The sequence below is a fragment of the Streptomyces sp. NPDC005303 genome, from assembly GCF_040607335.1.
Classification (GTDB): Bacteria; Actinomycetota; Actinomycetes; order Streptomycetales; family Streptomycetaceae; genus Streptomyces.
Genome location: NZ_JBEXGM010000012.1, coordinates 118182 through 144087 on the forward strand (window position 1 = coordinate 118182; position 25906 = coordinate 144087).

Sequence of the window (25906 nt, forward strand, 5' to 3'; positions counted from 1 at the left end):
CGCTACGTATCACACTCCAGCACCGTCCGGCACAGCGCGCAGCGAGCTCGCACCCGCCCCCGCACCGGAACCCGGATCCGCTGGTGACAGGTGGGGCACGGGAACGAGACGCGCAGGCGCCCGGGGCCGTCCGGGGTGAAGGTGTAGGGGACGGGGGCTCCCGGCTGGGGGCCGGGGGCGTGGCGGCGGTCGCGTGCGTAGCGGCGGCGGCCCGCCCAGCCCGCCGCGGTCAGAGGTGGCTGTTCGGAGTCCTGGCGGGCCTGCGCCATCCCCTTCACATACGCCGTATAAGCCTGCGCACTGGTGAACCACACCGAGGGATCCTCCCCGAACACCAGGGACCGCTTCGCCAGCACGTACCCGAACTCCTCCGGCGTGAGATACCCCAGCTTCTGCGACGACGCCGCGTCCTCCCGGTAGGCGTCCAGCAGCAGCCACCCCGCCCCCAGATACGTCGTCGCCGTGTCCGTGAGGATCTCGTTCTCCCGCACCCCGGGGAAGGAGAGGTCCAGCCGGTGCAGATACACGTGCATGACCTCGTGGGCCAGTGCCGCGCCGATGTCCCGCCGATGGGTGCGGAAACGGTCGTTCAGCTCGACGAAGTACTCGGGGCCCGCGGTGAGTTCGACGTTCGCCGCGTGGGTCATCTCGCGGAAGCTGACCACGAACCGGGCGTCCGGCAGCCGGTAGTGCCGCACCAGCTCCCGGGCCACCCGCTGCGCCCCGAGATAGAGATCGTCGGTGTCGCAGAACGCCACGTCCACCGGCGCCACGCTCGTCGCGAACGTCTGGACGGTGTCGTAGGAGAGCCGCTTGTAGAGCGCGTTGATCGAGGCCCGCACCGTCTCCAGGTGCGGGTAGCCGTGCTGGACCGGTCCGTCGTTCGTCACGCCCGTACCCCCAAGACGCCCTGAACCCGATTCCACTCTACGAGGTCGAGTGTCTACGAGGTCCCGTGCGGATTCTCATGAGCCGGATCCTCGTGGGCCGGATCCGGGGCGCGGAGCCGGAGCGCGGGCCCGCGTTGCGGTGCCTCCTCCAGCTCCAGCACCCACACGTCGTTGCCGCCCTCCCGCAGCACCGGCCCGGGCACGTACAGCGTCCGCTGCGGGCCCTTGGACCAGTACCGGCCGAGGTTGAAGCCGTTGACCCACACGAACCCCCGGGTCCAGCCCGGCAGCTCCAGGACCGCGTCCCCGCAGCCCCGCACGCTCACCTCACCCCGGTACAGGCCCGCCGAGCCGTCCCCGGGGACCTCACCGAAGCCGATCCCCGCCAACGAGTCCGAGGAGTCCAGCGCGTCCAGCCGCAGCCCCCGCGCCCGCACCCCGTGCAGGAACTGCCGCTCGTGCCGCAGCCCCCCGGTGATCCCCTTGGCCTCCCCGCTCCTGGGCCCGTAGTTGACCCGCCCCAGCGACTCCACCCACAGCTCCACGCGCGCGTACCCCGCGACCGGCTCCTTGAGCTCCACGTCGTCCTCGGTGAGCACCCCGGCCCGCTCCCCGTCGACGTACACCACCGCGAGATCCCGCAGCCCCCGCGCGGTCAACGGGTACGGCTGCCGCGGCCCCGGCACGCTCACCTCGTACCGCACCAGCCCCCGGTCCACGTCCAGCTCCTCGAAGGTCGGCGGGACGGGACCCTCGTGGAGCGGCCCGCCGCGCTCCTCCAGTACGGCGGACAGGGCCGCCCACTCGGGCAGGTGCACGTCGGCGGCCGCCCCCAGCACCCCCGGCGCGGGCGGAAGGTCCGCCACCGGACCGTACGCGGACAGCACCTCACGGAAACGCCAGAACTTCTCTGTCGGCCTGCCGTACTCGTCGATCGGCGCGTCGTAGTCGTACGACGTCACATCCGGCTCCAGCGGACCGTCGTGCAGCGCGCCCCCGCCCCGGTTGGCACCCGCCCAGCCCGCGAAGTTCGTGCCGCCGTGCGCCATGTACAAGTTCACCGAGGCCCCGCACTCCAGGATCTCCCGCAGCGCCGCGGCCGCGTCCCCGGCATCCCGTACGACGTGTTCCCCACCCCAGTGCTCGAACCAGCCGCACCAGAACTCCATGCACATCAGCGGGCCGTCCGGCCGGTACCTGCGCAGCGTCTCGAAGGCCGTGCGGGCGTCGGAGCCGAAGTTCACCGTGGCGAGGACACCGGGGACCGAACCGCCGCTGAGCATGTGGTCCTCGGGGCCGTCCGAGGTGAACAGCGGGACCGTGATCCCCACCGCGCGCAGCACCTCGGTCAGCCGCAGCAGATAGGCGGCGTCCGAACCGTAGCTGCCGTACTCGTTCTCCACTTGCACCATGAGCACCGGGCCGCCGCGGTCGATCTGCCGCTCCACGACCTGCGGCAGCAGCCGCCCGAACCAGCGCTCGACCGGGGTGAGGTACCGCTCGTCGCTCGTGCGCGCGTGACCCTGCAGCCAGTGCGGCAGACCGCCGTTCTCCCACTCCGCGCAGATGTAGGGGCCAGGGCGGACGATCGCCCACAGCCCCGCCTCCCGGGCCGCGTCCAGAAACCGGCCCAGCGCCTCCACGTCCCGGAACTCGCCCGGGTGCGGCTCGTGCAGGTTCCACGGCACATACGTCTCCACGCAGTTGAGGCCCATCGCCCGCAGCATCGCCAGCCGCTGCCCCCACTGCGCCTCGTGCACCCGGAAGTAGTGCAGCGCCCCGGACAGCAGCCGCACGGGCCTCCCGTCCAGCAGGAAATCGGTTTCACCCACCGTGAACTCACTCATAGGCTCCACCCTCGCCACTGGCGACGATCACGTCCATGGACAAAGATCGGCGCTGCTTGGACCGAAGCGCATGCAAGGAGCGCGATGTACCACACCTGGATGCGATTCCTCACCCCCAGCCCCGTCCACCACCGCCTGGGCCTGGTCTGCCTGGGAGTCGGACTCCAGTACGGCGCGCTGCCCACCGTCGGTCCCCGCACCCTCGACAGCCACGTCGCCGTCGTCATCAGCACCGGCACCGGGTGGTACGAGACCCCCGACGGCCGCCGTACGACGGTCACCGCGCCCTCCCTGCTGTGGCTCACCCCCGGCATCCCCCACCACTACGGGCCCGACCCGGAGACCGGCTGGGACGAGGGCTTCGTCGGCTTCACCGGGCCCGCCACCGCCACCTACGCCGAACTCGGTTACATCGAACCCGACCGCCCCGTCGTGCCCCTGTCCGACGCCACCGGCCCACGCGCGGTCATCGCCCGCATCGCCCGCGCCGCCCGCCGCGACAACCCGCTCCTGGAGGTCGAGACCGGCGCCGCCGTCCACGAACTCCTCGTCGCCCTGCGCCGCGCCCGCGCCGACCTCGCCCCCGACGGCGACCCCGTCCTCAAGGCCCTCGCCCGCGACGCCTTCAAACCGATGTCCGTCGCCGACCACGCCACCCGGCACGGCATGACCCTCGCCGAACTGCGCACCGCGGTCCGCCGCGGCGCCGGCTCCAGCCCCAAGGACTACCTCCTCGGCATCCGCCTCGACCGCGCCAAGGAACTCCTCGCCGCCACCGAACTCCCCGTCTCCGCCATCGCCCGCCGCGTCGGCTACGACGACCCCGCCTACTTCTCCCGCCTCTTCACCCGCCGCGTCGGCATGGCCCCGATCCGCTTCCGCGCCCAGGAAAGCCGGACCCTGCCGGGGGGCTGGAGCAACCAGGTCCCTGATCCGGAGGATCCGCCGAGGGTTTGAGGACGGGGGCGGGAGGGTTTGAGGACGGGGACTGAGGTGGGGATTGGCTGAGCGGGTGGGGGTGTGGTGTCTGGGGTTCGGGTGCCGGCTGTGGGGGTGGGGGACGGGTTCTGGGGGATGGCGTCCGGTGGGGGTGTGACGGTCCGGGTTCGGGGTCTGGGCGGGCGGATGTGGGGGTTGGTTCTGGCTGTCGGCTGTCGGCTGTCGGCGTGGGCTGTGGGGCGGGAGGCTGGTGCCCGGGTCAGTTGATCGGGGGCGTGTGATGGTCCGGGTCGGGGGGCCGGGGTCCGGGCTGTGGGCCTGGAGACCGGGTTCGGAGCGACCGAGCCTCCGAGGACCGAGCCGCCGAGGACCCGGGCCGCCAAGGACCCGGGCCTCCAAGGGAAGTCGATCGCCCAGCCCCCCCGTCCGGCCCCTCCGCCGGAAAGCCGAACACCCGCCCCCCGGATTCGGTCGTTCCGTCGGAGAGACGATCACCCGGGGCACCGACCTACCCGCTCGGGCCGCGCCGCTCGATCCGCCGACCGTCCGCTCCCCCCGCCCCCGTAGGGTTGTCACTCATGACCACCAGCAACACCGGATCCGGTGACGTCGACCCCGCCGTCCGCGAAGAGCTCGCCCGGCTGCGCGACAGCATCGACAACATCGACGCGGCCGTCGTCCACATGCTCGCCGAGCGCTTCAAGGCCACCCAGCAGGTCGGCCACCTCAAGGCCCACCACCAGCTGCCGCCCGCCGACCCGGCCCGCGAAGCCCGCCAGATCGAGCGCCTGCGCACCCTCGCCGAGAACGCCAAACTCGACCCGGCCTTCGCTGAGAAGTTCCTGAATTTCATCATCGCCGAGGTGATCAGACACCACGAGCGCATCGCCGAGGACACCGTGAACGGCTCCGCCCCGCTGGCCGATTGACCTCCGCCGACGCCCCGTGGAGGTGACACGGCGACCGGCACACGGCATGCTGCGCTGTGCACTCCTTGTCAGTCCACGAGCACACCGCGTCAACACGCGGGAGTAGGCTGACCGTCCGCGAGGGAGGGACGTCGGGCCATGCCTTCGGATGCCAAGATCCTCATCGTCGACGACCACGAGGACACGCTCTACGCCCTGGAGAGCGCCCTGGCCCCGCTGGGCTACCGGCTCGCCCGCGCCACCAGCGGTGACGAGGCCCTCAAGCAGGTGCTCCGGGGCCAGGTCGGCCTCCTGCTCCTCGACGTACGGATGCCCGGCGTAAGCGGCCTCGACGTGGTCCGCTACATGCGGCGCCTGGAGCAGACCCAGCACATCCCCGTCGTCCTGCTCACCGGCTTCGGCCCCGACCACGAACTGACCTCCGCCGCCTTCGGCCTCGGCGTCGCCGACCTCCTGATGAAACCCATCGACCCCTGGGCCCTGCGCACCAAGGTCCGCTACCTCTTCGACGCCCACCGCCGCCACCTCGCCCTCGAACACGAGGTGCGGGAGTTAAGGGCTCTCGTCAAGGACCACACCGAGGAAAAGGGCCACGACGAGGACGGCGGCCTCGCCGCCCACCGGGCCCTGCCCCACCCGGACGCCAGGGTTCCGGTGCAGCGCGGCGAAGGGGCGCACACCGGGGAGCTCGAACAGGACCGGACAAAAGGCGTGTACCGATCCGCCTCTGTGAGTTGCCCGTGCCATCAGGCAGCATGTCCTGCATGTCCGTACTGACGCGCGACGAAGCGCAGACCCGTGCCAAGCTCCTTGACGTTCACCGCTACACCATCGCGCTCGACCTCACCACCGGCGACGAGACCTTCGCGTCCCAGACCGTCATCCGGTTCACCGCGCGCACGCAGGCGGACACCTTCGTCGAACTCAAGCCGGCCGAACTGCGGGAGGCCACCCTCGACGGCCACCCCCTCGACCCGGAGACCCTCGAGGAGAACCGGCTGCCCCTCAAGGCACTGACCGCCGGCGAACACGAACTGCGCATCGACGCCGTCATGCGGTACTCCCGCACCGGCGAGGGCATGCACCGCTTCACCGACCCCACCGACGGCGAGACCTACGTCTACACCCAGCTCTTCCTCGACGACGTCCAGCGCGTCTTCGCCGCCTTCGACCAGCCCGACCTCAAGGCCGTCTTCGACCTGTCCGTGAAGGCCCCCGAGAACTGGACCGTCCTCGCCAACGGCATCACCACGGACCTCGGCGACGGCCACTGGCAGGCCACCCCCACCCCCCTCATCTCCACCTACCTCGTCGCCGTCGCCGCCGGCCCCTGGCACTCCGTACGCACCGAACACCGCGGCCTGCCCTTCGGCATCCACTGCCGCCGCTCGCTGGCGCCCCACCTCGACCCGGACGCCGACGAACTCTTCGAGATCACCAAGCAGTGCTACGACCGCTACCACGAGAAGTTCGAGGAGCCCTACCCCTTCGACTCCTACGACCAGGCGTTCGTCCCCGAGTTCAACGCCGGCGCCATGGAGAACCCCGGCCTCGTCACCTTCCGCGACGAGTTCGTCTACCGCTCCGCCGTCACCGACACCGAACGCCAGACCCGCGCCATGGTCATCGCTCACGAGATGGCCCACATGTGGTTCGGCGACCTCGTCACCCTGCGCTGGTGGGACGACATCTGGCTCAACGAGTCCTTCGCCGAGTACATGGGCTACCAGACCCTCACCGAAGCCACCCGCTTCACCGACACCTGGGTCGACTTCGGCGTCGTCCGCAAGGGCTGGGGTTACGACGCAGACCAGCGCACCTCCACCCACCCCGTCGCCCCCGACGCCGTCGACGACACCGCCTCCGCCCTCCTGAACTTCGACGGCATCTCCTACGCCAAGGGCGCCTCCGCACTGCGCCAACTGGTGACCTGGCTCGGCGAGAAGGACTTCCTCGCCGGCATCAACACCCACTTCGCCCGCCACAGGTTCGCCAACGCCGCCCTCGCCGACTTCATCGACTCCCTCGCCTCCGCCACCGAACGCGACGTCCACGCCTGGGCCGACACCTGGCTGCGCACCACCGGCGTCGACACCCTGCGGCCCGTCGTCACCCGCGGCGAGGAAGGCACGTACACCCTCCAGGTCGAACACAAGGGCAGCCGCCCGCACCGCATCGCCGTCGGCCTATACGACCAGGACGTCGCCGACGAGGGCCGCCACCTCGTCCTGCGCGACCGCCTCGACCTCGACATCCCGCAGAACACCCCGCACCCCATCGGCAAACGCCCCGCACTCCTCCTCCTCAACGACGGCGACCTCACCTACACCAAGGTCCGCTTCGACCCCGAGTCCTTCTCAGCGGTCACCCAAAGCCTCTCCGGTCTGCCCTCGCCACTGACCCGCGCCGTCGTCTGGAACGCCCTGCGCGACGCCGTCCGCGACGGCGAACTGGCCCCCACCGCCTACCTGGAAGCGGCCCGCACCCACCTCCCGCACGAAACCGACCTCGCCCTCGTCCAGGGCGTCCTCGCCTTCACCTCCACCTACGTCGCCGACCGCTACGTCACCCCCGAACAGCGCCCCGCCGCCCTCACCACCCTCTCCTCCCTGTGCCGCGACCTCATCCGCCGCACCGAGGACGGCGACAACCCCGGCCTGCGCCTGATCGCCGTCCGCCACTGCATCGACGTCGCCGCCCACCCCGACACCATCGCCGCCTGGCTCGCCGACGGCACCGTCCCCGGCGGCCCCGAACTCGACCCCGAACTGCGCTGGCGCGTCCTCGCCCGCCTCGCCGTCCTCGGCGCCACCGACGAGAGCGCCATCGCCGCCGAACTGGACCGCGACCCCTCCGCCACCGGCCAGGAAGGCGCCGCCCGCTGCCGCGCCGCCCTGCCCACCGAGGAGGCCAAAGCACAGGCCTGGGAAGCGATGTTCACCCGCGACGACCTCTCCAACTACCTGTTCACCGCCACCGCCCAGGGCTTCTGGCAACCCGAACAGACCGACCTCGTACGGCAGTACGTGCCCCGCTACTACGAGGACGCCGTCGCCCTCGCCGCCCGCCGGGGCCCCGCGATCGCCGACGCCGCCGGCCGCTGGGCGTTCCCCGCCCACGCCATCGACGAGGACAACCAGGCTCTCGGCCAGGCCTGCCTGCGCGACGCCGACCCCATCCCCTCCCTGCGCCGCAAACTGGTCGACCAACTCGACGACCTGGGACGGGCCCTGCGGGTGAGGCAGGTCTAGAGCGGGTTTTCCCCGTACGGGAGTACCCCCTTTCGGGTCAGGATCGTTGAACTCTCCGGGCGCGCCCAGGCAACCGCGTCCAAGCTGGAAGTCCCCAGCGCCCCCGGAGGTCGACGATGAACACGCCGCCCCTGGCCTCGGGCCCCGAAGGCCGTGAAGTCCTGCGCCCGCTGCTCGACACGGTCCTGGACGCGCTGGAGGAGGGGGCACGGGGGCGGCGAGGACCGCTGCCCACCGGGGGACCGGACGCGGTCGCCGCCCGGATGCACGATGCGCTGGGGGACGTACTCCCGGACGAGGGCGACCCGCAGGCCCTACGGCACCTGGTACGCGCCTTCGCGGAAGGCGCGGCCGACCCCGCCGACCCCCTCTGCGCAGCCCACCTCCACTGCCCACCCCTCGCGGTGGCAGCAGCAGCCGACCTGGCCGCTTCAGCCCTGAACCCATCCCTCGACTCCTGGGACCAGGCCCCGGCAGCCTCGGAGCTCGAGTCACTGGTGACACGGCGACTTGCTGAAGAGGTGTACTTCGAGACACCTAGGGGCGCGGGGCTGTATCAATCTGCGGCTCCGCCGCGGGGCGCGACCAGCCCCCACCGGCCCGACGCTTTGATCACAACCGGTGGCACGGAAGCAAACCAACTCGCCCTCCTCCTGGCCAGAGAGACACATGGTCCCGGCGTCCGCCTCGTCTGCGGCGAGAACGCCCACCACTCCCTCCCAAGGGCCGCCTGGCTCCTGGGCCTGCCGGAGCCGGTGATCGTCCCCGCCCCCCAGGGCACCCTCGATCCCGCAGCCCTGGACACACTCCCGCCCGGCCCGCTGCTCATCGCCGCCACCGCGGGCACCACCGACGCCGGCCTCATCGACCCCCTGCCCGAGATCGCCGACTGGTGCGCACACCGCGGCGCCCGCCTGCACGTGGACGCGGCCTACGGCGGAGGCCTCCTCTTCAGCACCCGGCACCGAGACAAGCTCACCGGTCTGAGCGCCGCGGGCACCGTCACCCTCGACCTCCACAAACTCGGCTGGCAACCCGTCGCCGCAGGACTCCTCGCCGTCCGCGACGCCCAAGACCTCGCCGTCCTCCACCAGCACGCCGACTACCTCAACGCCGACGACGACACCGAAGCCGGCCTCCCCGACCTCCTCGGCCGCTCCCTGCGCACCACCCGCCGCCCCGACGTCCTCAAGATCGCCGTCACGCTGAAGACCCTCGGCCGCACAGGACTTGGCGCACTCGTGGACCAAGTCTGCGCAACAGCGCAGCAGTTCGCGGAGCTTGTCGACAGGCACCCCGGGTTCGAACTCCACGCCCCGCCCACCATCAGCACGGTCCTGTTCCGACCCACCGGCGCCACCGACGACGCCGTAGCCGCCGTACGCCGAAAACTCCTCACCGACGGCCGCGCCGTCCTCGGCCGGGCCCGCGCAGCAAACCGGCTCTGGCTCAAGGCAACCCTCCTCAACCCCACCACCCGGCCGGCCGACCTCGCCGGACTCCTGCACCTCGTGGAAGGAACCACCCTCCGATGAAGCCCCACCCCCCACACCACGAGCCCGACGCACCCCGCGACCTCGTCGGCATCGGCATCGGACCCTTCAACCTCTCCCTCGCCGCCCTCGCCCAGCCCCTCACCGCCCTCGACACCGTCTTCTACGAACAGCGCCCCGCCTTCGGCTGGCACCCCGGCCTCCTCATCGACGGAGCCACCGTCCAAGTCCCCTTCCTCGCCGACCTGGTGACCCTCGCCGACCCCACCAGCCACTGGACCTTCCTCAACTACCTCAAAGCCCGCGAGCGCCTCTACCCCTTCTACTTCGCCGAGCGCTTCCACATCCAGCGCGCCGAATACGACGCATACTGCCGCTGGGTCGCCGAGCGCCTCCCCGGACTCCACTTCAACCACCAGGTCGACGCCGTCCGCTTCAACCCCGAACGCGACGTCTTCGAGGTCGACTTCACCCAACTCGACACCGACGGCGAAGCCGAAGCACTGGGCCGCACCTACACCAAGAACGTCGTCCTCGGCATCGGCACCGAGCCCTACGTGCCGGAGCCGTTGAAGCCCCTCGTCGAAGCCCCCGGCGTGCCCGTCATCCACGCCACCGACTACCTCGCCCACCGCGAGAGCCTCCTCGCCGCCGACCACGTCACCGTCGTCGGCTCCGGACAGTCCGGCGCCGAGGTCTTCCTCGACCTCCTCCGAGGCCGCCCCACCGGCCGCGAGGGACTCCACTGGCTCGGCCGCACCGAAGCCTTCGCGCCCATGGAGTACTCCAAGCTCGGCCTCGAACACTTCACCCCCGACTACACCCGCTACTTCCACGCCCTGTCCGAAAGCGTCCGCGACCGCCTCGGCACCACCCAGTGGCAGCTCCACCGCGGCATCGACGCCGACACCATCGCCGCCATCCACGACGAGCTCTACCGCCGCACCCTGCACGGCGGCTGGCCCGACACCGTCCTCACCCCCGGCGTCCGCGTCCGCACCGCGGGCAGAATCGCCACCACCAAGATCGAACTCCATCTCGAACACATCCAGCAGGGCAGCCGCTCCCGCCTCACCACCGACGCCGTCGTCCTCGCCACCGGCCACCGCGAACGCCCCCTCGACCGCATCCTCGCCGGACTCGACCCCTACCTGCGCCGCGACAGCCGCGAACGCCCCCGCGTCGACGAACACTTCCGCCTCGCCCTCGACCCCTCCGTCACCGGCGCCGACTGCCACATCTACGTCCAGAACGCCGAACGCCACACCCACGGCGTCGGCACCCCCGACCTCGGCCTCGCCGCCTGGCGCAGCGCCACCATCCTCAACACCGTCACCGGCAAGGACGCCTACCCGCTCCCCACCCGCACCGCCTTCACCACCTTCGGCCTCGAAGACCGCCTCCCACACATCCCACCCGCCCGCAACGCCCCCGTCCTGACCCCCCTCGTCGAGGGACGGTAAAAACCCGGCGGCGCCGGAAGAACCCGGGACCCGGACCGGTTGGCTCCCACATGACGACCACCTGGACCGCCGCCCACCGCGCCGCCGCCATCAGCCCCCACGAGAGCCTCGCCCTCTTCGAGTCCCGCGGCTTCACCGACCAGACCGTCCGCCAGTCCCTGCGCCTGGCAGGCGGCGGCGACGCCGTCCGCATCCGCCTGACCAACCGCTACGGCCACAAGCCCCTGGAGATCGGCGGCGCCCACCTCGCCCTGCGCACCAAGGGCAGCGGCATCGACCCCGGCAGCGACACCCGACTCCTCTTCTCCGGCGCCCCCACCGTCACCCTCCCCGCCGGCGAGGAAACCGTCAGCGACCCCGTCGAGCTACCGGTGACCGCCGGAGAAGAACTCTCGGTGAGCCTCTACCTGCCCGGCGACACCGGACCCACCACCTTCACCGCCATCCCCTACGACACCGGATACGCCGTCCCCGGCAACCAACTCTCCGCGCAACTCCTCGAAGACCCCGAGGAGTTCGCCACCGGCCACCTCCTCGCCGGCGCCGACGTCCTCGCCCCGGCCGGCACCCGCATCGCCGTGGCCTTCGGCGACTCCTGGATCGAAGGCGCCGCCACCACCCCCGGCACCGACAACAGCTTCCCCGGACAGCTCAGCCGCCGCCTCAAGCACGGCTGGATCGTCAACGCGGGCATCTCCGGCAACCGCCTCCTCACCGACGCCATCGGCGAACACCTCCTCGCCCGCATCGACCACGACGTCCTCGCCGTCCCCGGCGTCAGCCACGTCATCATCCACATCGGCCTCAACGACCTGGGCCTGCCCGGCCACTTCGCCCACCCCGAACCCGCCGAAGGCCCCACTGCGGCCGAGTTCAAAGCCGGCCTCACCACCCTCGCCGACCGCCTCCACAGCGCCGGACTCACCGTGATCGGCTCCACCATCGGCCCCTACAAGGGCACCGTCCACGACGGCTACGACACCCCACGCGGCCAAGCAGTCCGCCACGAGGTCAACACCTGGCTCCTCGGCGACACCCACCCCTTCGACGCCGTCATCGACGTCGCCGCCGCCGTCGCGGACCCCGCCGACCCCGACCGGATCCACCCCGACTTCAACGCCGGCGACGGCCTCCACGTCAACGACGCCGGCGCGAAAGCCATCGCCGACGCCGTGGACGTAACCCTCCTGGACCTCTAGAACACCGGCGTACCGTCCCGCGTGAGCTTCCAGTCCACCGACGCGAAGTCCTTCGGGTCCAGCACACCCTTCGCGGTCACCCACTCCGCGATCCGCGTGCGGATCTCCGTCGACTCCGACCACAGCTCGGTGGCGGAGGCCACGTGCGGGAACGCCCCGCCGCCGTTCGCCCGGTAGTTGTTCACCGCGAACACGAACTTCTGCGCGTCGTCCAGCGCGGCACCGTTGTAGGTCAGGTTCTTGATCCGCGACCCCGCCGCCTGAGCGATGTCGATGTCGTACGACAGCCCCGACACGTAGTCGTAGTTGTAGTCCGGACGACTGCCCGCGTTCGTCAGCTTCTCCACGTCCACGACCGCGCCCGCCGCCGTCTGCACGAAGTACGCCGCCGAGTACTCCAGGTACGCCCTGACCTGCGCACCCGTCAGCAACTTCGCCACCAGCGTGTTGTCGTACACGTACAGGCTCGACAGATCCCGGATCGTCACGTTGCCGGCCGGGATCTCCGAGGTGCGGGAGAAGGGAGAAGCCTGCGCGATGACCGGCAGCGAGGCGTACTCCGTGCCCGCCAGCGCCGCCCTGACCACGTCCTCCTGGACCTTCGTGATCAGGTCGATGATCGGGGCGTCCTTGTAGCGTGCCTCGACCGTCGTCAGCGTCTCGGTCGCCGTACCGACCACCTGGTTCACATACTTCACGACCACGTCGTGGTCGGCCTTCAGCAGCTTGGTGATCTTCGGGTCGTCGGCGACCGAGTTCGAGTTCAGCACCTTGGACGACACCGACTCGACCGACCAGCGCCCCTTCGCGAAGACCAGCTCGATGTCGAACAGCGACAGCCGCTCCGCGTACGCCAGCGGCTCCGACAGCACGACCGTCTTCCCGGTCTTCGTGTTGGTGACCTTCAGCTCCGGGATCTCCACATGCGCGTGCCCCACCAGGATCGCGTCGATCCCCGGCACCTGCTGCGCCACCAGCGCCGCCGAGTTCTCGACGTACGGCAACTGGTCACCGTACGACGACGTCCCCGACGAACCCGAGTGCGCCGACACGACCACGACGTCCGCGCCCATCGACCGCAGCTTCGGCACCCACTTCGCCGCCTGCTCCTCAAGCCCCGGGAACGTCAGCTTCCCCTGCACATACGCCTTGTCCCAGATCGCGATACCGGGGTTGGTCAGACCCAGCACCGCCACCTTCACCGGCGGCGCGCCCTTCACATGGAACTTCTTGATGAAGTACGGCGGGAAAGCGGGCTTCTGCGTCTTCGCGTCCAGCGCGTTGGCGCCGAGGAGCGGGAAGTCGCACTGCTCCTCGAACTTCCGCAGCGTCTCGATGCCGTAGTTGAACTCGTGATTGCCCAGCGCCACCGCGTCGTACCCGATGGCGTTCATGGCCGCCGCCATCGGGTGCACCGGCCCGCCCTTGGCGGTGATCGGGTCGACCTTCGCGTAGTAGTACGTCAGCGGCGTCCCCTGGATCGTGTCGCCCGCGTCGAGCAGCAGCGTGTTGCAGCGGCCCTTCTCCGCACGCACCTGGTTCACCAGCGTCGAGATCCGCGACAGACCCTGCGCGTTGCCCGCGGTGTCCTTGTACTCCGCGTCCTTGAAGTAGTCCCAGTTGAAGACGTGACCGTGCAGGTCGGTGGTGCCCATCACGGTCAGCGAGTACCGCTTCTCGCGCCCCTTCCCGGCCTCCGCGGCCTGGGCGGCCGGAGCACCCACCGCACCGGCCAGCGCCACACCCGCACCGGTCACGGCGGACTTCTCCAGGAACTTCCTGCGGTTCAAGGCCATGTCTTGATCTCCTCGGGGAACGGTCAACAACGCGCGTAGATTCTGACCCGCACATGGCGAACGGCAACAGCCCCCGCAGGTTTCGATCTGATGACCCAAGCGGCGACCGACCGGGTCCTTAACCGGCCAAGAACTGACACAGTGGGTCGTTATGGCCACCGACTCCGTTCCCTACGGCACCCCCGACGCCCCCCGCATCGCCGTACGCGGCGAAGCCCACCTCGAAGTCGACCCCGAGATCGCCCGCATCAGCGTCACCGTCGCCTCCCGCGGCAAGGACCGCCGCACCGCCCTCGACGACCTCACCCGCCGCAACACCACCGCCCTGGACCTGCTCAAGTCCTACGGCGACGCAGTCGAACGCCTGGAAACCGGCTCCTTCTCCGTCACACCCGAACTCAAGGAACACGGCCGCGGCGAACGCGTCCACGCCTACCACGGCCGCGTCCACATCACGGCCGAGCTCACCGACTTCACCGCACTGGGCGAACTCACCACCAGACTGGCCGACCAGGAGTTGACGCGGGTCGACGGACCATGGTGGGCCCTGCGCCGAGACTCACCCGCCTACCGGGAGGCCCGCCAACAGGCCGTACGGGAAGCCGTCCAGCGAGCCAAGGAGTACGCCGAGGCACTGGGCACCTCCCTGGCCTCCTTGGTGGAACTCGCCGACATCGGCGCCGAGGACCCCGAACCCCGCTTCGTCGGCAAAGCCAGCCGCGCACGCTCCATGGCCTACGAGGCCCAGGACGACGCGGGAGCCGCCCCACTCGACCTCGAACCCCAACGCCAACACGTCCACGCGCAGGTCAACGCACGCTTCACGATGGCACCCCCCAGACTGTGAGAGCCACTCGAATTTGCATTCGGAATGCTCATCGGAGCGGAGTGGCGCACACTTCAACCCTTGTCAACAACCCTTCACCCAAAGGTTGTTGAGTCGTCATGCCCACCCAAGTCGCTACCCGCCGGTAAGGTCTAGGCTCGAAACATGCGCCGAGCAAAGATCGTCTGCACCCTGGGCCCCGCCACCCACTCGTACGACCAGATCAAAGCCCTGGTCGACGCCGGAATGGACGTAGCCCGCTTCAACCTCAGCCACGGCAGCTACACCGAGCACGAGGAGCGGTACCACCACGTCCGCAAGGCCTCCGACGAGACCGGCCGCAGCGTCGGCCTCCTCGCCGACCTTCAGGGCCCGAAGATCCGCCTCGGCCACTTCACCGAAGGCCCCGTACTCCTTGAACGCGGCGACACCTTCACCATCACCGTGGAAGAGGGCGCGCAGGGCGACCAGCGGTCCTGCGGGACGACATACGCCGGACTCGCCGACGATGTCTCCGCAGGCGAGCGCATCCTCGTCGACGACGGCAAGGTCTGCCTGGAAGTCACCTCGGTGGAGGGCCCCCGCGTCCACACCCGGGTGGTCGAGGGCGGCATGGTCTCGGACCACAAGGGCCTGAACCTCCCGGGCGTGGCGGTTTCCGTCCCGGCGCTCTCGGGGAAGGACGAGGAGGACCTCCGCTGGGCCCTGCGCATGGGCTTCGACGTGATCGCCCTGTCCTTCGTGCGGTCGGGCCGCGACATCAAGGGCGTCCACCGGATCATGGACGAGTCGGGACGCCGGCTGCCGGTGATCGCCAAGGTGGAGAAGCCGCAGGCGGTCGAGGCCATCGACGACATCGTGGCCGCCTTCGACGGCATCATGGTCGCGCGCGGGGACCTGGGCGTGGAGATGCCGCTCGAACAGGTGCCGATCGTCCAGAAACGCGCGATCAAGCTGGCGAAGCGGAACGCCAAGCCGGTGATCGTGGCGACACAGATGCTGGACTCGATGATCGAGAACTCCCGCCCGACGAGGGCTGAGGCATCGGACGTCGCGAACGCGGTCATCGACGGCACGGACGCGGTGATGCTGTCCGGTGAGACGAGCGTCGGGAAGTACGCGGTCGAGACGGTCCGGACGATGGCCAAGATCGTGGAGGCGGCGGAGGAGGACATCCTCGCCAAGGGCTTGCCGCCGCTGACCGAACGCAACAAGCCCCGCACCCAGGGAGGGGCTGTCGCCCGAGCGGCGGCGGAGATGGGGGACTTCCTCGGCGCGAAGTTCCTGGTCGCCTTCACCCAGTCGGGCGACACGGTCCGCCGGCTCTCGCGGTACCGGTCCCCGATCCCCCTCTTGGCGTTCACCCCGGAGCCTGCAACTCGCTCGCAGCTGAGTCTGACGTGGGGTGTGGAGACGTTCCTCGGCTCGCAGGTCGACACCACGGACGCGATGGTGGACCAGGTGGACGAGCTGCTCCTGCAGTACGGCCGCTGCGAGAAGGGCGACGTGGTCGTGATCACGGCCGGTTCGCCGCCCGGGGTGTCGGGGTCGACGAACCTGGTCCGCGTGCACCACATCGGGGAGGACGACAGTCCCAAGTAGGGCGGGCTAGTGCTTGGGGCCTACGTGGGTGTCCATGAGGGCTACTGAGGCTTTGCGGGCAACGGAGATGTTGTACGGGTTGCCGTGCCGGGTGCAGTGCGTCCAGTCGATGCCGAGCTTGTCGAGGGTGTCGGTGAAGAGCTTCCGGATGTCATCGGACACGTTGGTGAAGAAGTACCGAGGGTATTCGTAGCGCTTCCGCTCACCGGCTACGAGACGGGTCGTCCAGTTGGTGATGCGGCATCCGTCGGAGTGGATGAGACCTCGGATGAACTCCCAGGGGTGGTCGTCGACGATGGCCTGCTGCCAGGGAGCGAGGGCGATGGGGCGCTCGTGCTTCTTGCCGGGGCCATGCTGGGGGAACAGGCAGTGCAGGTGCTTCGAATAGACCTTCACGTTGCGGCAGCCGGTCTTTCGGACGCGGCAGACGGCATTGTCGGGGAACACCTTGCGCATGGCCTGCTCGCAGGCGTCCATCAGGCCGGGCCAGGAGTCGTCGCACGTGATCATGAGGTTGGGCACCCGGTGTTCGGAGTAGCGGCTGATGTGGCCATCGCCCAAGTAGAGGCCGAGCAAGTAGCCGTAAGCCGCTGCGTCGAGGTCTCTGCCATCGCATCGCGGACACTTCGGATCATGCTTACCCGGGCACTCGCCGCGCTTCGCTCGGTCCAGGTGCTTCCAGTAAGCGATGGTGCCCGGCGGAATGTTGAACTGGCGAGCGACTTCTGCGTTGGTGATCCCATCGCAGCAGTGTGAGCGCCTGCTGTCGAACCTCAGTACCGTGAAAATTCATACGGCTACTCTGAGTGAGTGATCGCGACTGTGTGCAGCATAAAGCGGATGTTCACGAGAACGTGGACATCCGCTTTATGCGTTGGAAGTGCCGGGTGCGGGACTCGAACCCGCAAGCCCTCTCGGGCAGATGTGTTTGAGACATCCGTGTATGCCATTCCACCAACCCGGCAGGACTGGCTGCACGGAAGCATACCGGGTCACCGCAGCCCCCCGCCTCTAGGTAGGCTGCACAAGCAGCAGTACCTGCCCGGCCCGTAACAAGGAGCCCCCGTGACCGCCCCCGAGTCGCCCCAGCCCGTAGACGCGCCCGACGACGACAAGTCGCACGTGCCTCCGCTGACGACCCGTGTCGTCATTGCCGAGGACGAGGCCCTGATCCGGCTCGACCTCAAAGAGATGCTGGAGGAAGAGGGCTACAGCGTCGTAGGCGAGGCTGGCGACGGCGAGCAGGCCGTCGAGCTCGCCCGTGAGCACAAGCCGGACCTCGTGATCCTCGACGTGAAGATGCCCAAGCTGGACGGTATCTCCGCCGCCGAGAAGATCGCCGAGGAGCGGATCGCCCCGGTGCTGATGCTCACCGCCTTCTCGCAGCGTGACCTCGTCGAGCGGGCGAGGGACGCCGGTGCGATGGCGTACCTGGTGAAGCCGTTCAGCAAGAGCGATGTCGTGCCGGCGATCGAGATGGCCGTTTCCCGGTTCACGGAGCTGCGGGAGCTGGAGAACGAGGTCGCCGACCTGACCCTGCGTCTGGAGACCCGCAAGCTCGTCGACCGGGCGAAGTCGATTCTTCAGACGTCGTACGGTCTGACGGAGCCCGCCGCGTTCCGGTGGATCCAGAAGACGTCGATGGACCGGCGCATGTCGATGCAGCAGGTCGCCGAGGCGGTCATTCAGGATGCCGATGAGAAGAAGGCCAACAAGGGCTGAGGCAAGCCCGGCAGCAGCCAGGAGTGAGGCCCGCGTCCCCAGGAGGGGGCGCGGGCCTCGGTCGTACACCCGAATGGATCAGTCCTCGCCGAGGTACGCCTTGCGGACGGACTCGTCGTGGAGGAGGTCCTGGCCGGTGCCGGAGAGGACGATGTTGCCGACCTCCATGACGTGGCCTTGGTCGGCCAGCGACAGGGCGGCCTGGGCGTTCTGTTCGACGAGGAGGATCGTCGTGCCCTGGGACTTCAGCTCCACGATGGTCGACATGATCTTCTGCATCATGATGGGGGAGAGGCCCATGGAGGGCTCGTCCAGCATCAGCAGCTTCGGCTGGGACATGAGCGCGCGGCCCATGGCGAGCATCTGCTGTTCGCCGCCGGAGAGGGTGCCTGCGGCCTGGTTGCGGCGCTCTCCCAGGATCGGGAAGAGCTCGTAGGCGCGCTGGATGTCCTTCTCGATCCCTTCCTTGTCCTTCCTGAGGAACGCTCCGAGTTGGAGGTTCTCGAAGATGGTCAGGCGGGGGAAGATGTGCCGGCCTTCGGGGGAGTGGGCGAGTCCGAAGGAGACGATCTTGTGGGCGGGGACGCCGCTGAGCGGCTTGCCGTCGAAGAGGACCTTGCCGGAGGTCGGCTTGAGGAGACCGGACAGTGTCCTGAGGGTCGTCGTCTTGCCGGCGCCGTTGGTGCCGATGAGGGTGACGACCTGGCCGGCTTCGACGCTGAAGGAGATGCCCTTGACGGCTTCGATCTTGCCGTAGGAGACCCGGAGGTCCTCGACTTCGAGGAGTGCGGTCACTGGCCTTCTCCCTTGGTGCTGGTGGTGCTCTGCGCTTCGGCCGCGTCGACCTCGGTGGTTTCCGCGGCACCGGGGTCGCCCTCGAAGGGTTCGCCGAGGTAGGCGGCGATGACGCGTTCGTCGGCCTGGACGACGTCGGAGGTGCCTTCGACGAGTTTTTCGCCCTGGACGAGGACGGCGACGCGGTCGGAGAGGTTGAAGACGAAGCGCATGTCGTGCTCGATGAGGAGGACGGCGACGCCCTTGTCACGGATGGCGAAGACCAACTCCTCGGTGGCCCGCGTCTCCTGGGGGTTCATGCCGGCGGTCGGCTCGTCCAGGAGGAGCAGGCCGGGCTCGGAGGCGAGTGCGCGTGCGATCTCCAGCTTGCGCTGTTCGCCGTAGGGGAGGTTGCGGGCGAGGTGGTCGCGCTTGGCCTCCAGGCCGATGAACTCGAGGAGTTCCATGGCGCGTTCTTCGCTGGCCTTCTCCGCCTTCTTGAAGCCGGGGCCGCGCAGGAGGGCCGACCAGAGACCTTCCTTGGTGCGGGTGTGGCGGCCTACGAGGACGTTCTCGAGGACCGTCATGTTGGCGAAGAGGCGGATGTTCTGGAAGGTGCGGGCGATGCCGGCCTGGGTCACCAGGTGGGGCTTGGGCGGGAGGACGGTGCCCTTGTAGGTGACCGTGCCTTCCGTGGGGACGTACAGGCCCGTCAGGCAGTTGAAGAAGGTGGTCTTGCCGGCGCCGTTGGGGCCGATGAGGCCGACGATTTCGCCTGCGTTGACGGTGAAGTCGACCGAGCGGACGGCGGTGAGGCCGCCGAAGCGCATGGTGACGTTGCGGGCTTCGAGTACAGGTGTCGTCACGGTGCTCACGCCCCCGCCTTGGTGACGGCGGCCGGTTCGCCGGTCAGCGTCGTTGTTTCTGGTACGTCGAGTTGGCCGGTCTCGTGGAATTCGAGTTGGCGGCGGCGGTTGGCGATGATGCCTTCGGGGCGGAAGCGCATCAGGAGGATGAGGGCGATGCCGAAGGCGAGCAGCGACTTGTCCTGGAGGAAGACGAGCTTCTCCGGGAGCAGGTAGAGGAGTGCGGCGCCGAGGATGGGGCCTGCGACCGTGCCCATGCCGCCGAGGACGACGGCGGCGAGGAGGAAGGCCGAGTTGGGGGGTGTCGAGCCCGCGAACTGGTACGGCGTCGGGACGACGCTGTAGGTGACGTGGGCGCTGACGGTGCCGGCGAGGCCGGCGAGGGAGGCGCCGAGGGCGAAGGCGATGAGCTTGACGCGGAAGCCGTTGATGCCCATGGCGGTGGCGGCGGTCTCGTCCTCGCGGATGGCGATCCAGGAGCGGCCGATGCGGGAGTCGGCGGCGCGGGTGTAGACCAGGACCACGAGGGCCATGATCAGCACCATGAGCAGGTAGTAGTTGGCGAAGCGGCCGATGGTGAAGCCGGCGATGTCGTGGGCCTCGCCGAGGTTGAACCCGAAGAAGTTGAGGTCCGGGATGGACGGGATTCCGTTGGGTCCGTTGGTGATGTCGGGGCCGGATTCGCCGTCCATGTTGTTGACGGCGATGCGGAAGATCTCTCCGAAGCCGAGGGTGACGATGGCGAGGTAGTCGCCGCGCAGTCGCAGGGTGGGGGCGCCGATGAGGACGCCGAAGATCAGCGATGCGGCGGCGCCGGAGAGTGCGGCGGCCCAGAAGGGGAAGTGGACGCCGGAGAAGCGGGAGAACTCGGAGCCGGAGACGAGGGCGGCGGTGTAGGCGCCGACGCCGAGGAAGGCGACGTATCCGAGGTCGAGGAGTCCGGCGAGGCCGACGACGATGTTGAGGCCCAGGGCGACGGTGCCGAAGATCAGGATGTTGACGCCGATGTTGGCGTAGTGGTCGTCGGTCTGGGTGAAGGGGAACGCGATGGCGGCGGCGAAGCCCATGGCGAGCGTGAAGCTGCGGTTGCGGGCGACGATCCGGGAGAAGCGGTCCATGAGGCCCGCGGTGTGCAGGGCCCAGACGGCGAAGACGACGACGATGAGGAAGCCGACGAAGAGTTCGCCGTATTCGGTGTCGATGCCGTAGGTGAAGACGGTCAGGCCGACGATGGTGGCGAGGGTGATGATCGCGCGCTCGACCCAGGGGCTGATGGGTGCGGGGGCGGGGATGTTGTCGGGCTTGGCGAGGTATGCCTTGAGGTTGCCCTTGGCGTTCGCGGTGCGGGGCTCGGGGAGGACGAAGGCGCCGATGACGGGGAGGAGGGAGGCGATGGCCGCGACCCAGCCGCCCGGTTCGAGGTTGGCGAGTCCGCCGAGTTCGGCGGCGATCGAGATGACGGTGTACCAGGTGACGCCGAAGCCGCCGAGGGCGGTGAGCACCAGGGGGGCGTTGTTGCGGGCGGGGATGAGGCCGCGCAGGCCGGGGATGTCGTAGGCCGCGAGGGCGAACACCGTGATGAGGAGGCCGGCGATGAGGGTCAGCCACTGGAGGCCGCCGGGGTAGCCGGTGATGGTGAGGTCGCCGGGGAACTCGCTGGTCCAGGTCCAGGCGAGGAAGGCGGAGGCGGCGGTGGCTATGCCTCCGGCGAGGAGGAGTGCGCGGGCCGCGGCGAGCGGCAGGGGGATCAGGCCGCGAGTGGTGGTGTCGGTCATCGTGATCACGCCCTGTCCGCTACGCGTTCGCCGAGCAGGCCTTGTGGCCTGACGAGGAGGACGATGATGAGGAGGGCGAAGGCCCAGACGTTGGCCCAGCTCTGGCCGCCGAGCTTGTCCATGCCGGGGATGCCGTCGATGTAGGCGGAGGCGAGGGTCTCGGCGACGCCGAGGACGAGGCCGCCGAGCATGGCGCCGTAGATGTTGCCGATGCCGCCGAGGACGGCGGCGGTGAAGGCCTTGAGGCCCATCAGGAAGCCCATGCGGTAGTCGATGTTGCCGTACTTGAGGCCGTAGGCGACGGCTGCGACCGCGGCGAAGAAGCCGCCGATGGCGAAGGCTATGACGATGATGCGGTTGGTGTCGATGCCCATCAGCTGTGCCGTGTCCGGGTCCTGGGCGGTGGCCTGCATGGCGCGGCCGGTGCGGGACTTGCGGACGAAGAAGGCGAGGGCGGACATGCAGATGATGGCGGCCACGATGAGGAATATGTCGGCGTCCTTGATGGTGACGGAGCCGATGTCGTGGGTGGCGTCGAGGCCGGGGAAGGCGACGGCGCGGTCGGCGCCGGGGTAGAAGTTGCGGACGACTTCCTGGAGGGCCAGGGAGAGGCCGATCGCGGTGATGAGCGGTGCGAGCCGTGGTGCTCCGCGCAGGGGTCGGTAGGCGAACCGTTCCGCTCCGACCGCGATGAGGATCGCGACGATGCCGCCGCCGACCAGCATCAGGGGGACGGCGACGGCCATCGAGACGCCGTCGGGAAGGATGTAGAAGTAGACCGTGAAGGCGCCGAAGGCGCCGGTCATGAAGATCTCGCCATGCGCGAAGTTGATGAGCTGGACGATGCCGTACACCATCGTGTAGCCGATGGCGATGAGCCCGTACATCGAGCCTAGAAGCAGCCCGTTGGCCAGCTGCTGCGGCAGGGTGTTCACCGCGTGGCCTCCATTGTCGCTGGTGGTCGTGTGCACAGATCGCGTGCAGGGGTGGGGTGTGGCAAGGGCCGCGCGGTCGGGGTCCCCTTCCGCGCGGCCCGTGTGGGTGGTGCTGTTGCCGTCGAGGCCGGGACTAGCTGGCGGTGCCGGTCTTCACAGCCTTCCAAGCACCCTTGGTGACCTGGTAGACGGTGAGCTGCTTGTTGGTGGTGTCGCCGTACTGGTCGAAGGAGACCTTGCCGGAGATGCCTTCGAAGTCGGACTTCTGGACACCGTCGACGACGGAGGAGCGCAGCGCGTTGATGTCGCTGGGGACCTTGCCGCCGTTGGCGTCGACGGCGGCCTTCACGGCCTTGATGATGGCGGTGGTGGCGTCGTAGGAGTACGCGCCGTAGGCGCCGTAGTCACCCTTGTAGCCCTTGGACTTGTACGTCTCGATGAACGTCTTGGCGGCGGGCAGGGTGTCGGCGGGGACACCGACGGCGGTGGCGAGGTCGCCCTCGGAGGCGGCGCCCGCGGTCTCGATGTAGGTGGAGGCGAACATGCCGTCGCCGCCGAAGAGCGGGATCTTGACTCCGCCGTCCTTCATCTGCTTGGTGATCAGCGACGACTCGTCGTACTGGCCACCGTAGTAGAGGAGGTCGGCGCCGGAGGTCTTGATCTTGGTGACGAGGGAGCCGAAGTCCTTGTCGCCGGTGTTGACGTGGTCGGTGCCGACCACGGTGCCGCCGAGCTTCTTGAACTGCTCGTTGAAGATCTTGGCGAGGCCGGCGCCGTAGGTCTGCTTGTCGTCGACGACGAAGACCTTCTTCTTCTTGAGGCCGTTGTACGCGTAGTCGGCGGCGAAGCTGCCCTGGAGCTCGTCGGTGGTGGCGGTGCGGAAGTACGTCTTGTAGGGACGCTTCTTGGCCGTCTGCCAGTCCTTGCCCTGGGTCAGGGCGGGGTTGGTGTTCGAGGGGGAGATCTCGACCATGTTGGCCGAGGCGAACACCTGCTGCATCGACTGGGCGACGCCGGAGTTCAGCGGGCCGACGGCGCCGACGGCGGTCTTGTCGCCGGTGATGGCCGTGGCGTTGGACTGGCCGGTGGCCGGCTGCGCCTTGTCGTCGAAGGCCTTCAGCTTGAAGGTCACACCGGGGACGAGCTTGTTCTTGTTGGCGTCGTCGACGGCGATCTGGGCACCGTACTGGATACCGAGACCGGTGGTGGAGTTCTCACCGGACAGGGGGGCGTCCACTCCGATGGTGAGGGTGGTGCCACCCCCGTTGTCGCCGTCGCCGCCCTTGTCGTCTCGGGAGCCGCAGGCGGTGAGTGTGAGAGCCCCCGTCGCCATGACGGAGGTCAGGATCACCATGGAACGTCGCACAATCAGTCCTTTCCGCAGGCACGCGCGCCCTCGTGGGTGCGGCTGGTGCCCGCGCTTTACCGAACTCCCGATGGAGCGGTGACTGGCCGTGACTCTAAGCCCGGTTTGCGGGCAGGGGCATCGCTGTGAGCTGGCTTGTGACTTTCTTGTTATGACGTGGTGGATGGCGGGCTTCCGTGGAGGGGGGTCTCAGCCGGTTTGGCGGAATATCCACTCAGTCCGCATTTTGAGAACCTGCACTTCCGCTTGGCCGTCCGGGCTGTGGCGGCGGTGTGGTGGCGCAGGCGCCCCGGAGGAGCTGGAAAAGGTCGTGGGAGTACGCCCGGCCGAAGATGAAACTGTGATGCTGTATTGCGCGCGCGTTACGGAGGGTTACGTCAAGAAAAGGTAGGTCGGCATTCAGGGGCAGACCCGAGCAGTCGGAAACCGTTATTTCCACGGTGACCCGGCGTGTGGTCCCGGGGTGGACGGTGAAGGTCTCGGGGAGGGCGTGGGCGGTGAGGCCGGTGAAGGCGGCGCCGGTGACCTGGAGGGTGACGGGGGGCCCGTGGTGGACGTCGACGGCGAAGCGGAAGCGGCCGCTGGTGGGGTGGGTGCCGGGGGTTGTGGGGAGTCCGGCGGGCCCGAGGTACCGCCAGGCGGTGACGTTGGCGGGCCAGGGGACGGGGGTGTGCTCCGGTTCGGGGTGAGGGTCCTCGGAGAGGGTGCGGGGGACGAGAACTCCGGCCGCGAGCAGGGCGATTGCCGTGGTGGTCAGGGTGGCCCTGCGGGCGCGGGGTGGCATGCTGTGCCACCGCGCGCTCCAACGGTCCGTCAGGCGGGGCTCGTCTGTGCCGATGACGTCGTAACTGTCCTTGGAATCCGGCGAGTCGACGGGCTCGACGGGGCCGATGCCGGTCATGGGAGCACGGTAGGGGAGTCGGGGGTTCGTGCGCAGCCGGTGTACTCCCCGGGCCTGTCCGGCTGACCCGGTCGGCGAGGGAAAGAAGGCCTGCGTCCGGGGCCGGTCCGAGCGGGGCTGGTGCGTCGGGGCGGCACAGGGCGGACGGGGCGCCATGCCGTTCTGGGCTGTCCGGGCGTGGGGGAGTCGGCAGCGGGCGTCGGGGCGGCGGAGCGGTGAGGTGGTCCGCCGGATGCAGGCATGGGCAGTTCGGCCGGTTTCTTACGGCTTGGGGTGTCTGGGGCGTGGGGGAGGCCGGGAGTCGGCGTCGGGGCCCTGAGTGGTGGGCTGGGGCGTGGCGATGCCGGCCTGGCCCACCGGGCGAATTCTGCACCGGGGGTGTCCTGTGCGGGGCATGCCCGGGTGGGCGTGGACGGAGGTCCGGCGGTCGGAGTCGGGGCCGTGGAGAGGCGGGCCGAGCCTCGCGATGCCGGCCTGGCTCGTCGGGCGCGTTACGGCTGGGGGTGTCCCGTGCGGGGCGCGTCCAGGCGGGCGGGAGGTCCGGCGATCGGGGTCGGCGCCGCAGGGTGGTGGGCCGGGGATCGCGATGGAGGCTTGGCCCGTCAGGCGAATTCTTGCGCCGGGGTGTCCTGTGCGGGGCATGACCGGGTGGGCGTGGACGGAGGTCCGGCGGTCGGAGTCGGGGCCGTGGAGAGGTGGGCCGAGCCTCGCGATGCCGGCCGCATGGCCCGCGGGGCAATTCTTGCGGCTGCGGGGTGTCCCGGGTGGGTGGGAGGGCCGGCAGGCGAGGTCGGCGCCGCAGCGTTGTGGGTCGGCACCCGCGATGCCGGCCTGGTTCGCGGGACAGGCCTAGCGGGCGGGGGCGTCGCGCAGGAGGCAGGTCAGGCGGGCGGTGCAGACGCGGCGCTCCTCCTCGTCGCTGATCACGATCTCGTACGTCGCGGTGGACCGTCCGCGGTGCACCGGTGTGGCCACCCCGGTCACCAGGCCCGAGCGCACCCCGCGGTGGTGGGTGCAGTTCAGGTCCACGCCCACCGCGATCTTCGAGCTCCCGGCATGCAGCATGGAGCCGACCGACCCGAGGGTCTCGGCGAGCACGGCCGAGGCGCCCCCGTGCAGCAGGCCGTACGGCTGGGTGTTGCCCTCGACCGGCATGGTGCCGACGACGCGCTCAGCCGAGGCCTCGACGATCTGCACGCCCATGCGGGTGCCCAGGTGCCCGGCGGAGAACATGGCGACGAGGTCGACGCCGAGCGCCGCGTACTCGTCGATGACCTCCTGCGGGAACGTGGCGTGCTGCTGCTCACCCATGGGCGGGCTCCGTCCTGGTCG

Annotated in this window: 20 protein-coding genes, 1 tRNA gene and 1 pseudogene; 10 read left to right on the forward strand and 12 right to left on the reverse strand. The window is 69.4% G+C overall.

Annotation, left to right across the window (positions count from 1 at the left end; translation table 11 throughout):
• Positions 1-2 precede the first annotated feature (2 nt).
• Both ABZT93_RS19390 and ABZT93_RS19395 read right to left on the reverse strand, forming a co-directional pair.
• Positions 3-890: a hypothetical protein gene (locus ABZT93_RS19390; RefSeq protein ID WP_356105949.1), complete on the reverse strand. Its 888-nt coding sequence runs from the start codon at positions 888-890 to the stop codon at positions 3-5.
• A gap of 53 nt (positions 891-943) precedes the next feature.
• Positions 944-2737: a beta-galactosidase family protein gene (locus ABZT93_RS19395; protein WP_356105951.1), complete on the reverse strand. Its 1794-nt coding sequence runs from the start codon at positions 2735-2737 to the stop codon at positions 944-946.
• An 84-nt stretch (positions 2738-2821) separates the two neighbouring features.
• Between ABZT93_RS19395 and ABZT93_RS19400 the strand changes: the two genes are divergently transcribed.
• The 7 genes from ABZT93_RS19400 to ABZT93_RS19430 all read left to right on the forward strand — a co-directional run bounded on the left by ABZT93_RS19400 (position 2822) and on the right by ABZT93_RS19430 (position 12011).
• Positions 2822-3694, forward strand: coding sequence for an AraC family transcriptional regulator (locus tag ABZT93_RS19400; RefSeq protein ID WP_356105953.1), 873 nt, complete (start codon positions 2822-2824; stop codon positions 3692-3694).
• A gap of 560 nt (positions 3695-4254) precedes the next feature.
• Positions 4255-4605 (forward strand): chorismate mutase, encoded by a 351-nt coding sequence (locus ABZT93_RS19405; RefSeq protein WP_356105954.1) that lies wholly within the window; start codon positions 4255-4257, stop codon positions 4603-4605.
• A gap of 138 nt (positions 4606-4743) precedes the next feature.
• Entirely contained in the window at positions 4744-5382 is a 639-nt protein-coding gene (locus tag ABZT93_RS19410; protein WP_356105956.1) for a response regulator, read from the forward strand.
• Positions 5370-7856: an aminopeptidase N gene (pepN, locus tag ABZT93_RS19415; protein ID WP_356105958.1), complete on the forward strand. Its 2487-nt coding sequence runs from the start codon at positions 5370-5372 to the stop codon at positions 7854-7856. Before ABZT93_RS19410 ends, pepN begins: the two co-directional genes overlap by 13 nt.
• Before the next feature lie 116 nt (positions 7857-7972).
• Positions 7973-9391 (forward strand): aminotransferase class V-fold PLP-dependent enzyme, encoded by a 1419-nt coding sequence (locus ABZT93_RS19420; protein WP_356105959.1) that lies wholly within the window; start codon positions 7973-7975, stop codon positions 9389-9391.
• Positions 9388-10812 (forward strand): SidA/IucD/PvdA family monooxygenase, encoded by a 1425-nt coding sequence (locus ABZT93_RS19425; protein ID WP_356105960.1) that lies wholly within the window; start codon positions 9388-9390, stop codon positions 10810-10812. Before ABZT93_RS19420 ends, ABZT93_RS19425 begins: the two co-directional genes overlap by 4 nt.
• Positions 10813-10862: 50 nt before the next feature.
• On the forward strand, positions 10863-12011 hold the full coding sequence (locus tag ABZT93_RS19430; protein ID WP_356105962.1) for a GDSL-type esterase/lipase family protein: 1149 nt from the start codon (positions 10863-10865) through the stop codon (positions 12009-12011).
• Here ABZT93_RS19430 and ABZT93_RS19435 read toward each other — a convergent pair.
• A complete protein-coding gene (locus ABZT93_RS19435) occupies positions 12008-13807 on the reverse strand; it encodes a 5'-nucleotidase C-terminal domain-containing protein (RefSeq protein ID WP_356105963.1) in 1800 nt (599 codons plus the stop codon). The genes ABZT93_RS19430 and ABZT93_RS19435 overlap by 4 nt on opposite strands.
• Positions 13808-13958: 151 nt before the next feature.
• Between ABZT93_RS19435 and ABZT93_RS19440 the strand changes: the two genes are divergently transcribed.
• Positions 13959-14654, forward strand: coding sequence for an SIMPL domain-containing protein (locus ABZT93_RS19440; protein WP_356105964.1), 696 nt, complete (start codon positions 13959-13961; stop codon positions 14652-14654).
• Between the two features lie 144 nt (positions 14655-14798).
• The gene (pyk, locus tag ABZT93_RS19445) at positions 14799-16235 is read left to right on the forward strand and encodes a pyruvate kinase (RefSeq protein ID WP_356105965.1); all 1437 of its coding nucleotides are present in this window, start codon (positions 14799-14801) and stop codon (positions 16233-16235) included.
• A gap of 6 nt (positions 16236-16241) precedes the next feature.
• Here pyk and ABZT93_RS19450 read toward each other — a convergent pair.
• Both ABZT93_RS19450 and ABZT93_RS19455 read right to left on the reverse strand, forming a co-directional pair.
• A pseudogene (locus ABZT93_RS19450) lies at positions 16242-17028 on the reverse strand (helix-turn-helix domain-containing protein).
• Between the two features lie 88 nt (positions 17029-17116).
• Positions 17117-17199 (reverse strand) — tRNA-Leu (locus ABZT93_RS19455).
• A gap of 101 nt (positions 17200-17300) precedes the next feature.
• Here ABZT93_RS19455 and ABZT93_RS19460 point away from each other — a divergent pair.
• Positions 17301-17957: a response regulator gene (locus ABZT93_RS19460; protein ID WP_031041938.1), complete on the forward strand. Its 657-nt coding sequence runs from the start codon at positions 17301-17303 to the stop codon at positions 17955-17957.
• A gap of 78 nt (positions 17958-18035) precedes the next feature.
• Here the strand turns inward: ABZT93_RS19460 and ABZT93_RS19465 are convergent, their stop codons facing one another.
• From ABZT93_RS19465 to ABZT93_RS19495, 7 genes are all read right to left on the reverse strand, one after another.
• On the reverse strand, positions 18036-18752 hold the full coding sequence (locus ABZT93_RS19465) for an ABC transporter ATP-binding protein (RefSeq protein ID WP_352382729.1): 717 nt from the start codon (positions 18750-18752) through the stop codon (positions 18036-18038).
• Positions 18749-19561: an ABC transporter ATP-binding protein gene (locus ABZT93_RS19470; protein ID WP_356106050.1), complete on the reverse strand. Its 813-nt coding sequence runs from the start codon at positions 19559-19561 to the stop codon at positions 18749-18751. Before ABZT93_RS19470 ends, ABZT93_RS19465 begins: the two co-directional genes overlap by 4 nt.
• A gap of 41 nt (positions 19562-19602) precedes the next feature.
• A complete protein-coding gene (locus ABZT93_RS19475; RefSeq protein WP_356105967.1) occupies positions 19603-21372 on the reverse strand; it encodes a branched-chain amino acid ABC transporter permease in 1770 nt (589 codons plus the stop codon).
• A gap of 5 nt (positions 21373-21377) precedes the next feature.
• Positions 21378-22307 carry a branched-chain amino acid ABC transporter permease gene (locus ABZT93_RS19480; protein WP_037719268.1) on the reverse strand — a complete coding sequence of 310 codons (930 nt, stop codon included), beginning with the start codon at positions 22305-22307 and terminating at the stop codon, positions 21378-21380.
• Between the two features lie 133 nt (positions 22308-22440).
• The gene (locus tag ABZT93_RS19485) at positions 22441-23661 is read right to left on the reverse strand and encodes a branched-chain amino acid ABC transporter substrate-binding protein (protein WP_356106051.1); all 1221 of its coding nucleotides are present in this window, start codon (positions 23659-23661) and stop codon (positions 22441-22443) included.
• Between the two features lie 226 nt (positions 23662-23887).
• Positions 23888-24574 (reverse strand): hypothetical protein, encoded by a 687-nt coding sequence (locus ABZT93_RS19490; protein ID WP_356105968.1) that lies wholly within the window; start codon positions 24572-24574, stop codon positions 23888-23890.
• An 849-nt stretch (positions 24575-25423) separates the two neighbouring features.
• A complete protein-coding gene (locus ABZT93_RS19495) occupies positions 25424-25885 on the reverse strand; it encodes a hotdog fold thioesterase (protein ID WP_356105970.1) in 462 nt (153 codons plus the stop codon).
• Between the last annotated feature and the right edge of the window lie 21 nt (positions 25886-25906).

Excerpts from the sequence above, each read along its gene's own strand:
- ABZT93_RS19475 (WP_356105967.1), bottom strand. The coding sequence starts at position 21,372 with ATGACCGACACCACCACTCGCGGCCTGATCCCCCTGCCGCTCGCCGCG.
- pyk (WP_356105965.1), top strand. The coding sequence starts at position 14,799 with ATGCGCCGAGCAAAGATCGTCTGCACCCTGGGCCCCGCCACCCACTCG.
- ABZT93_RS19435 (WP_356105963.1), bottom strand. The coding sequence starts at position 13,807 with ATGGCCTTGAACCGCAGGAAGTTCCTGGAGAAGTCCGCCGTGACCGGT.
- ABZT93_RS19405 (WP_356105954.1), top strand. The coding sequence starts at position 4,255 with ATGACCACCAGCAACACCGGATCCGGTGACGTCGACCCCGCCGTCCGC.
- pepN (WP_356105958.1), top strand. The coding sequence starts at position 5,370 with ATGTCCGTACTGACGCGCGACGAAGCGCAGACCCGTGCCAAGCTCCTT.
- ABZT93_RS19470 (WP_356106050.1), bottom strand. The coding sequence starts at position 19,561 with ATGCGCTTCGGCGGCCTCACCGCCGTCCGCTCGGTCGACTTCACCGTC.
- ABZT93_RS19425 (WP_356105960.1), top strand. The coding sequence starts at position 9,388 with ATGAAGCCCCACCCCCCACACCACGAGCCCGACGCACCCCGCGACCTC.
- ABZT93_RS19395 (WP_356105951.1), bottom strand. The coding sequence starts at position 2,737 with ATGAGTGAGTTCACGGTGGGTGAAACCGATTTCCTGCTGGACGGGAGG.
- ABZT93_RS19440 (WP_356105964.1), top strand. The coding sequence starts at position 13,959 with ATGGCCACCGACTCCGTTCCCTACGGCACCCCCGACGCCCCCCGCATC.
- ABZT93_RS19490 (WP_356105968.1), bottom strand. The coding sequence starts at position 24,574 with ATGACCGGCATCGGCCCCGTCGAGCCCGTCGACTCGCCGGATTCCAAG.
- ABZT93_RS19410 (WP_356105956.1), top strand. The coding sequence starts at position 4,744 with ATGCCTTCGGATGCCAAGATCCTCATCGTCGACGACCACGAGGACACG.
- ABZT93_RS19430 (WP_356105962.1), top strand. The coding sequence starts at position 10,863 with ATGACGACCACCTGGACCGCCGCCCACCGCGCCGCCGCCATCAGCCCC.
- ABZT93_RS19420 (WP_356105959.1), top strand. The coding sequence starts at position 7,973 with ATGAACACGCCGCCCCTGGCCTCGGGCCCCGAAGGCCGTGAAGTCCTG.
- ABZT93_RS19400 (WP_356105953.1), top strand. The coding sequence starts at position 2,822 with ATGTACCACACCTGGATGCGATTCCTCACCCCCAGCCCCGTCCACCAC.
- ABZT93_RS19495 (WP_356105970.1), bottom strand. The coding sequence starts at position 25,885 with ATGGGTGAGCAGCAGCACGCCACGTTCCCGCAGGAGGTCATCGACGAG.
- ABZT93_RS19485 (WP_356106051.1), bottom strand. The coding sequence starts at position 23,661 with ATGGTGATCCTGACCTCCGTCATGGCGACGGGGGCTCTCACACTCACC.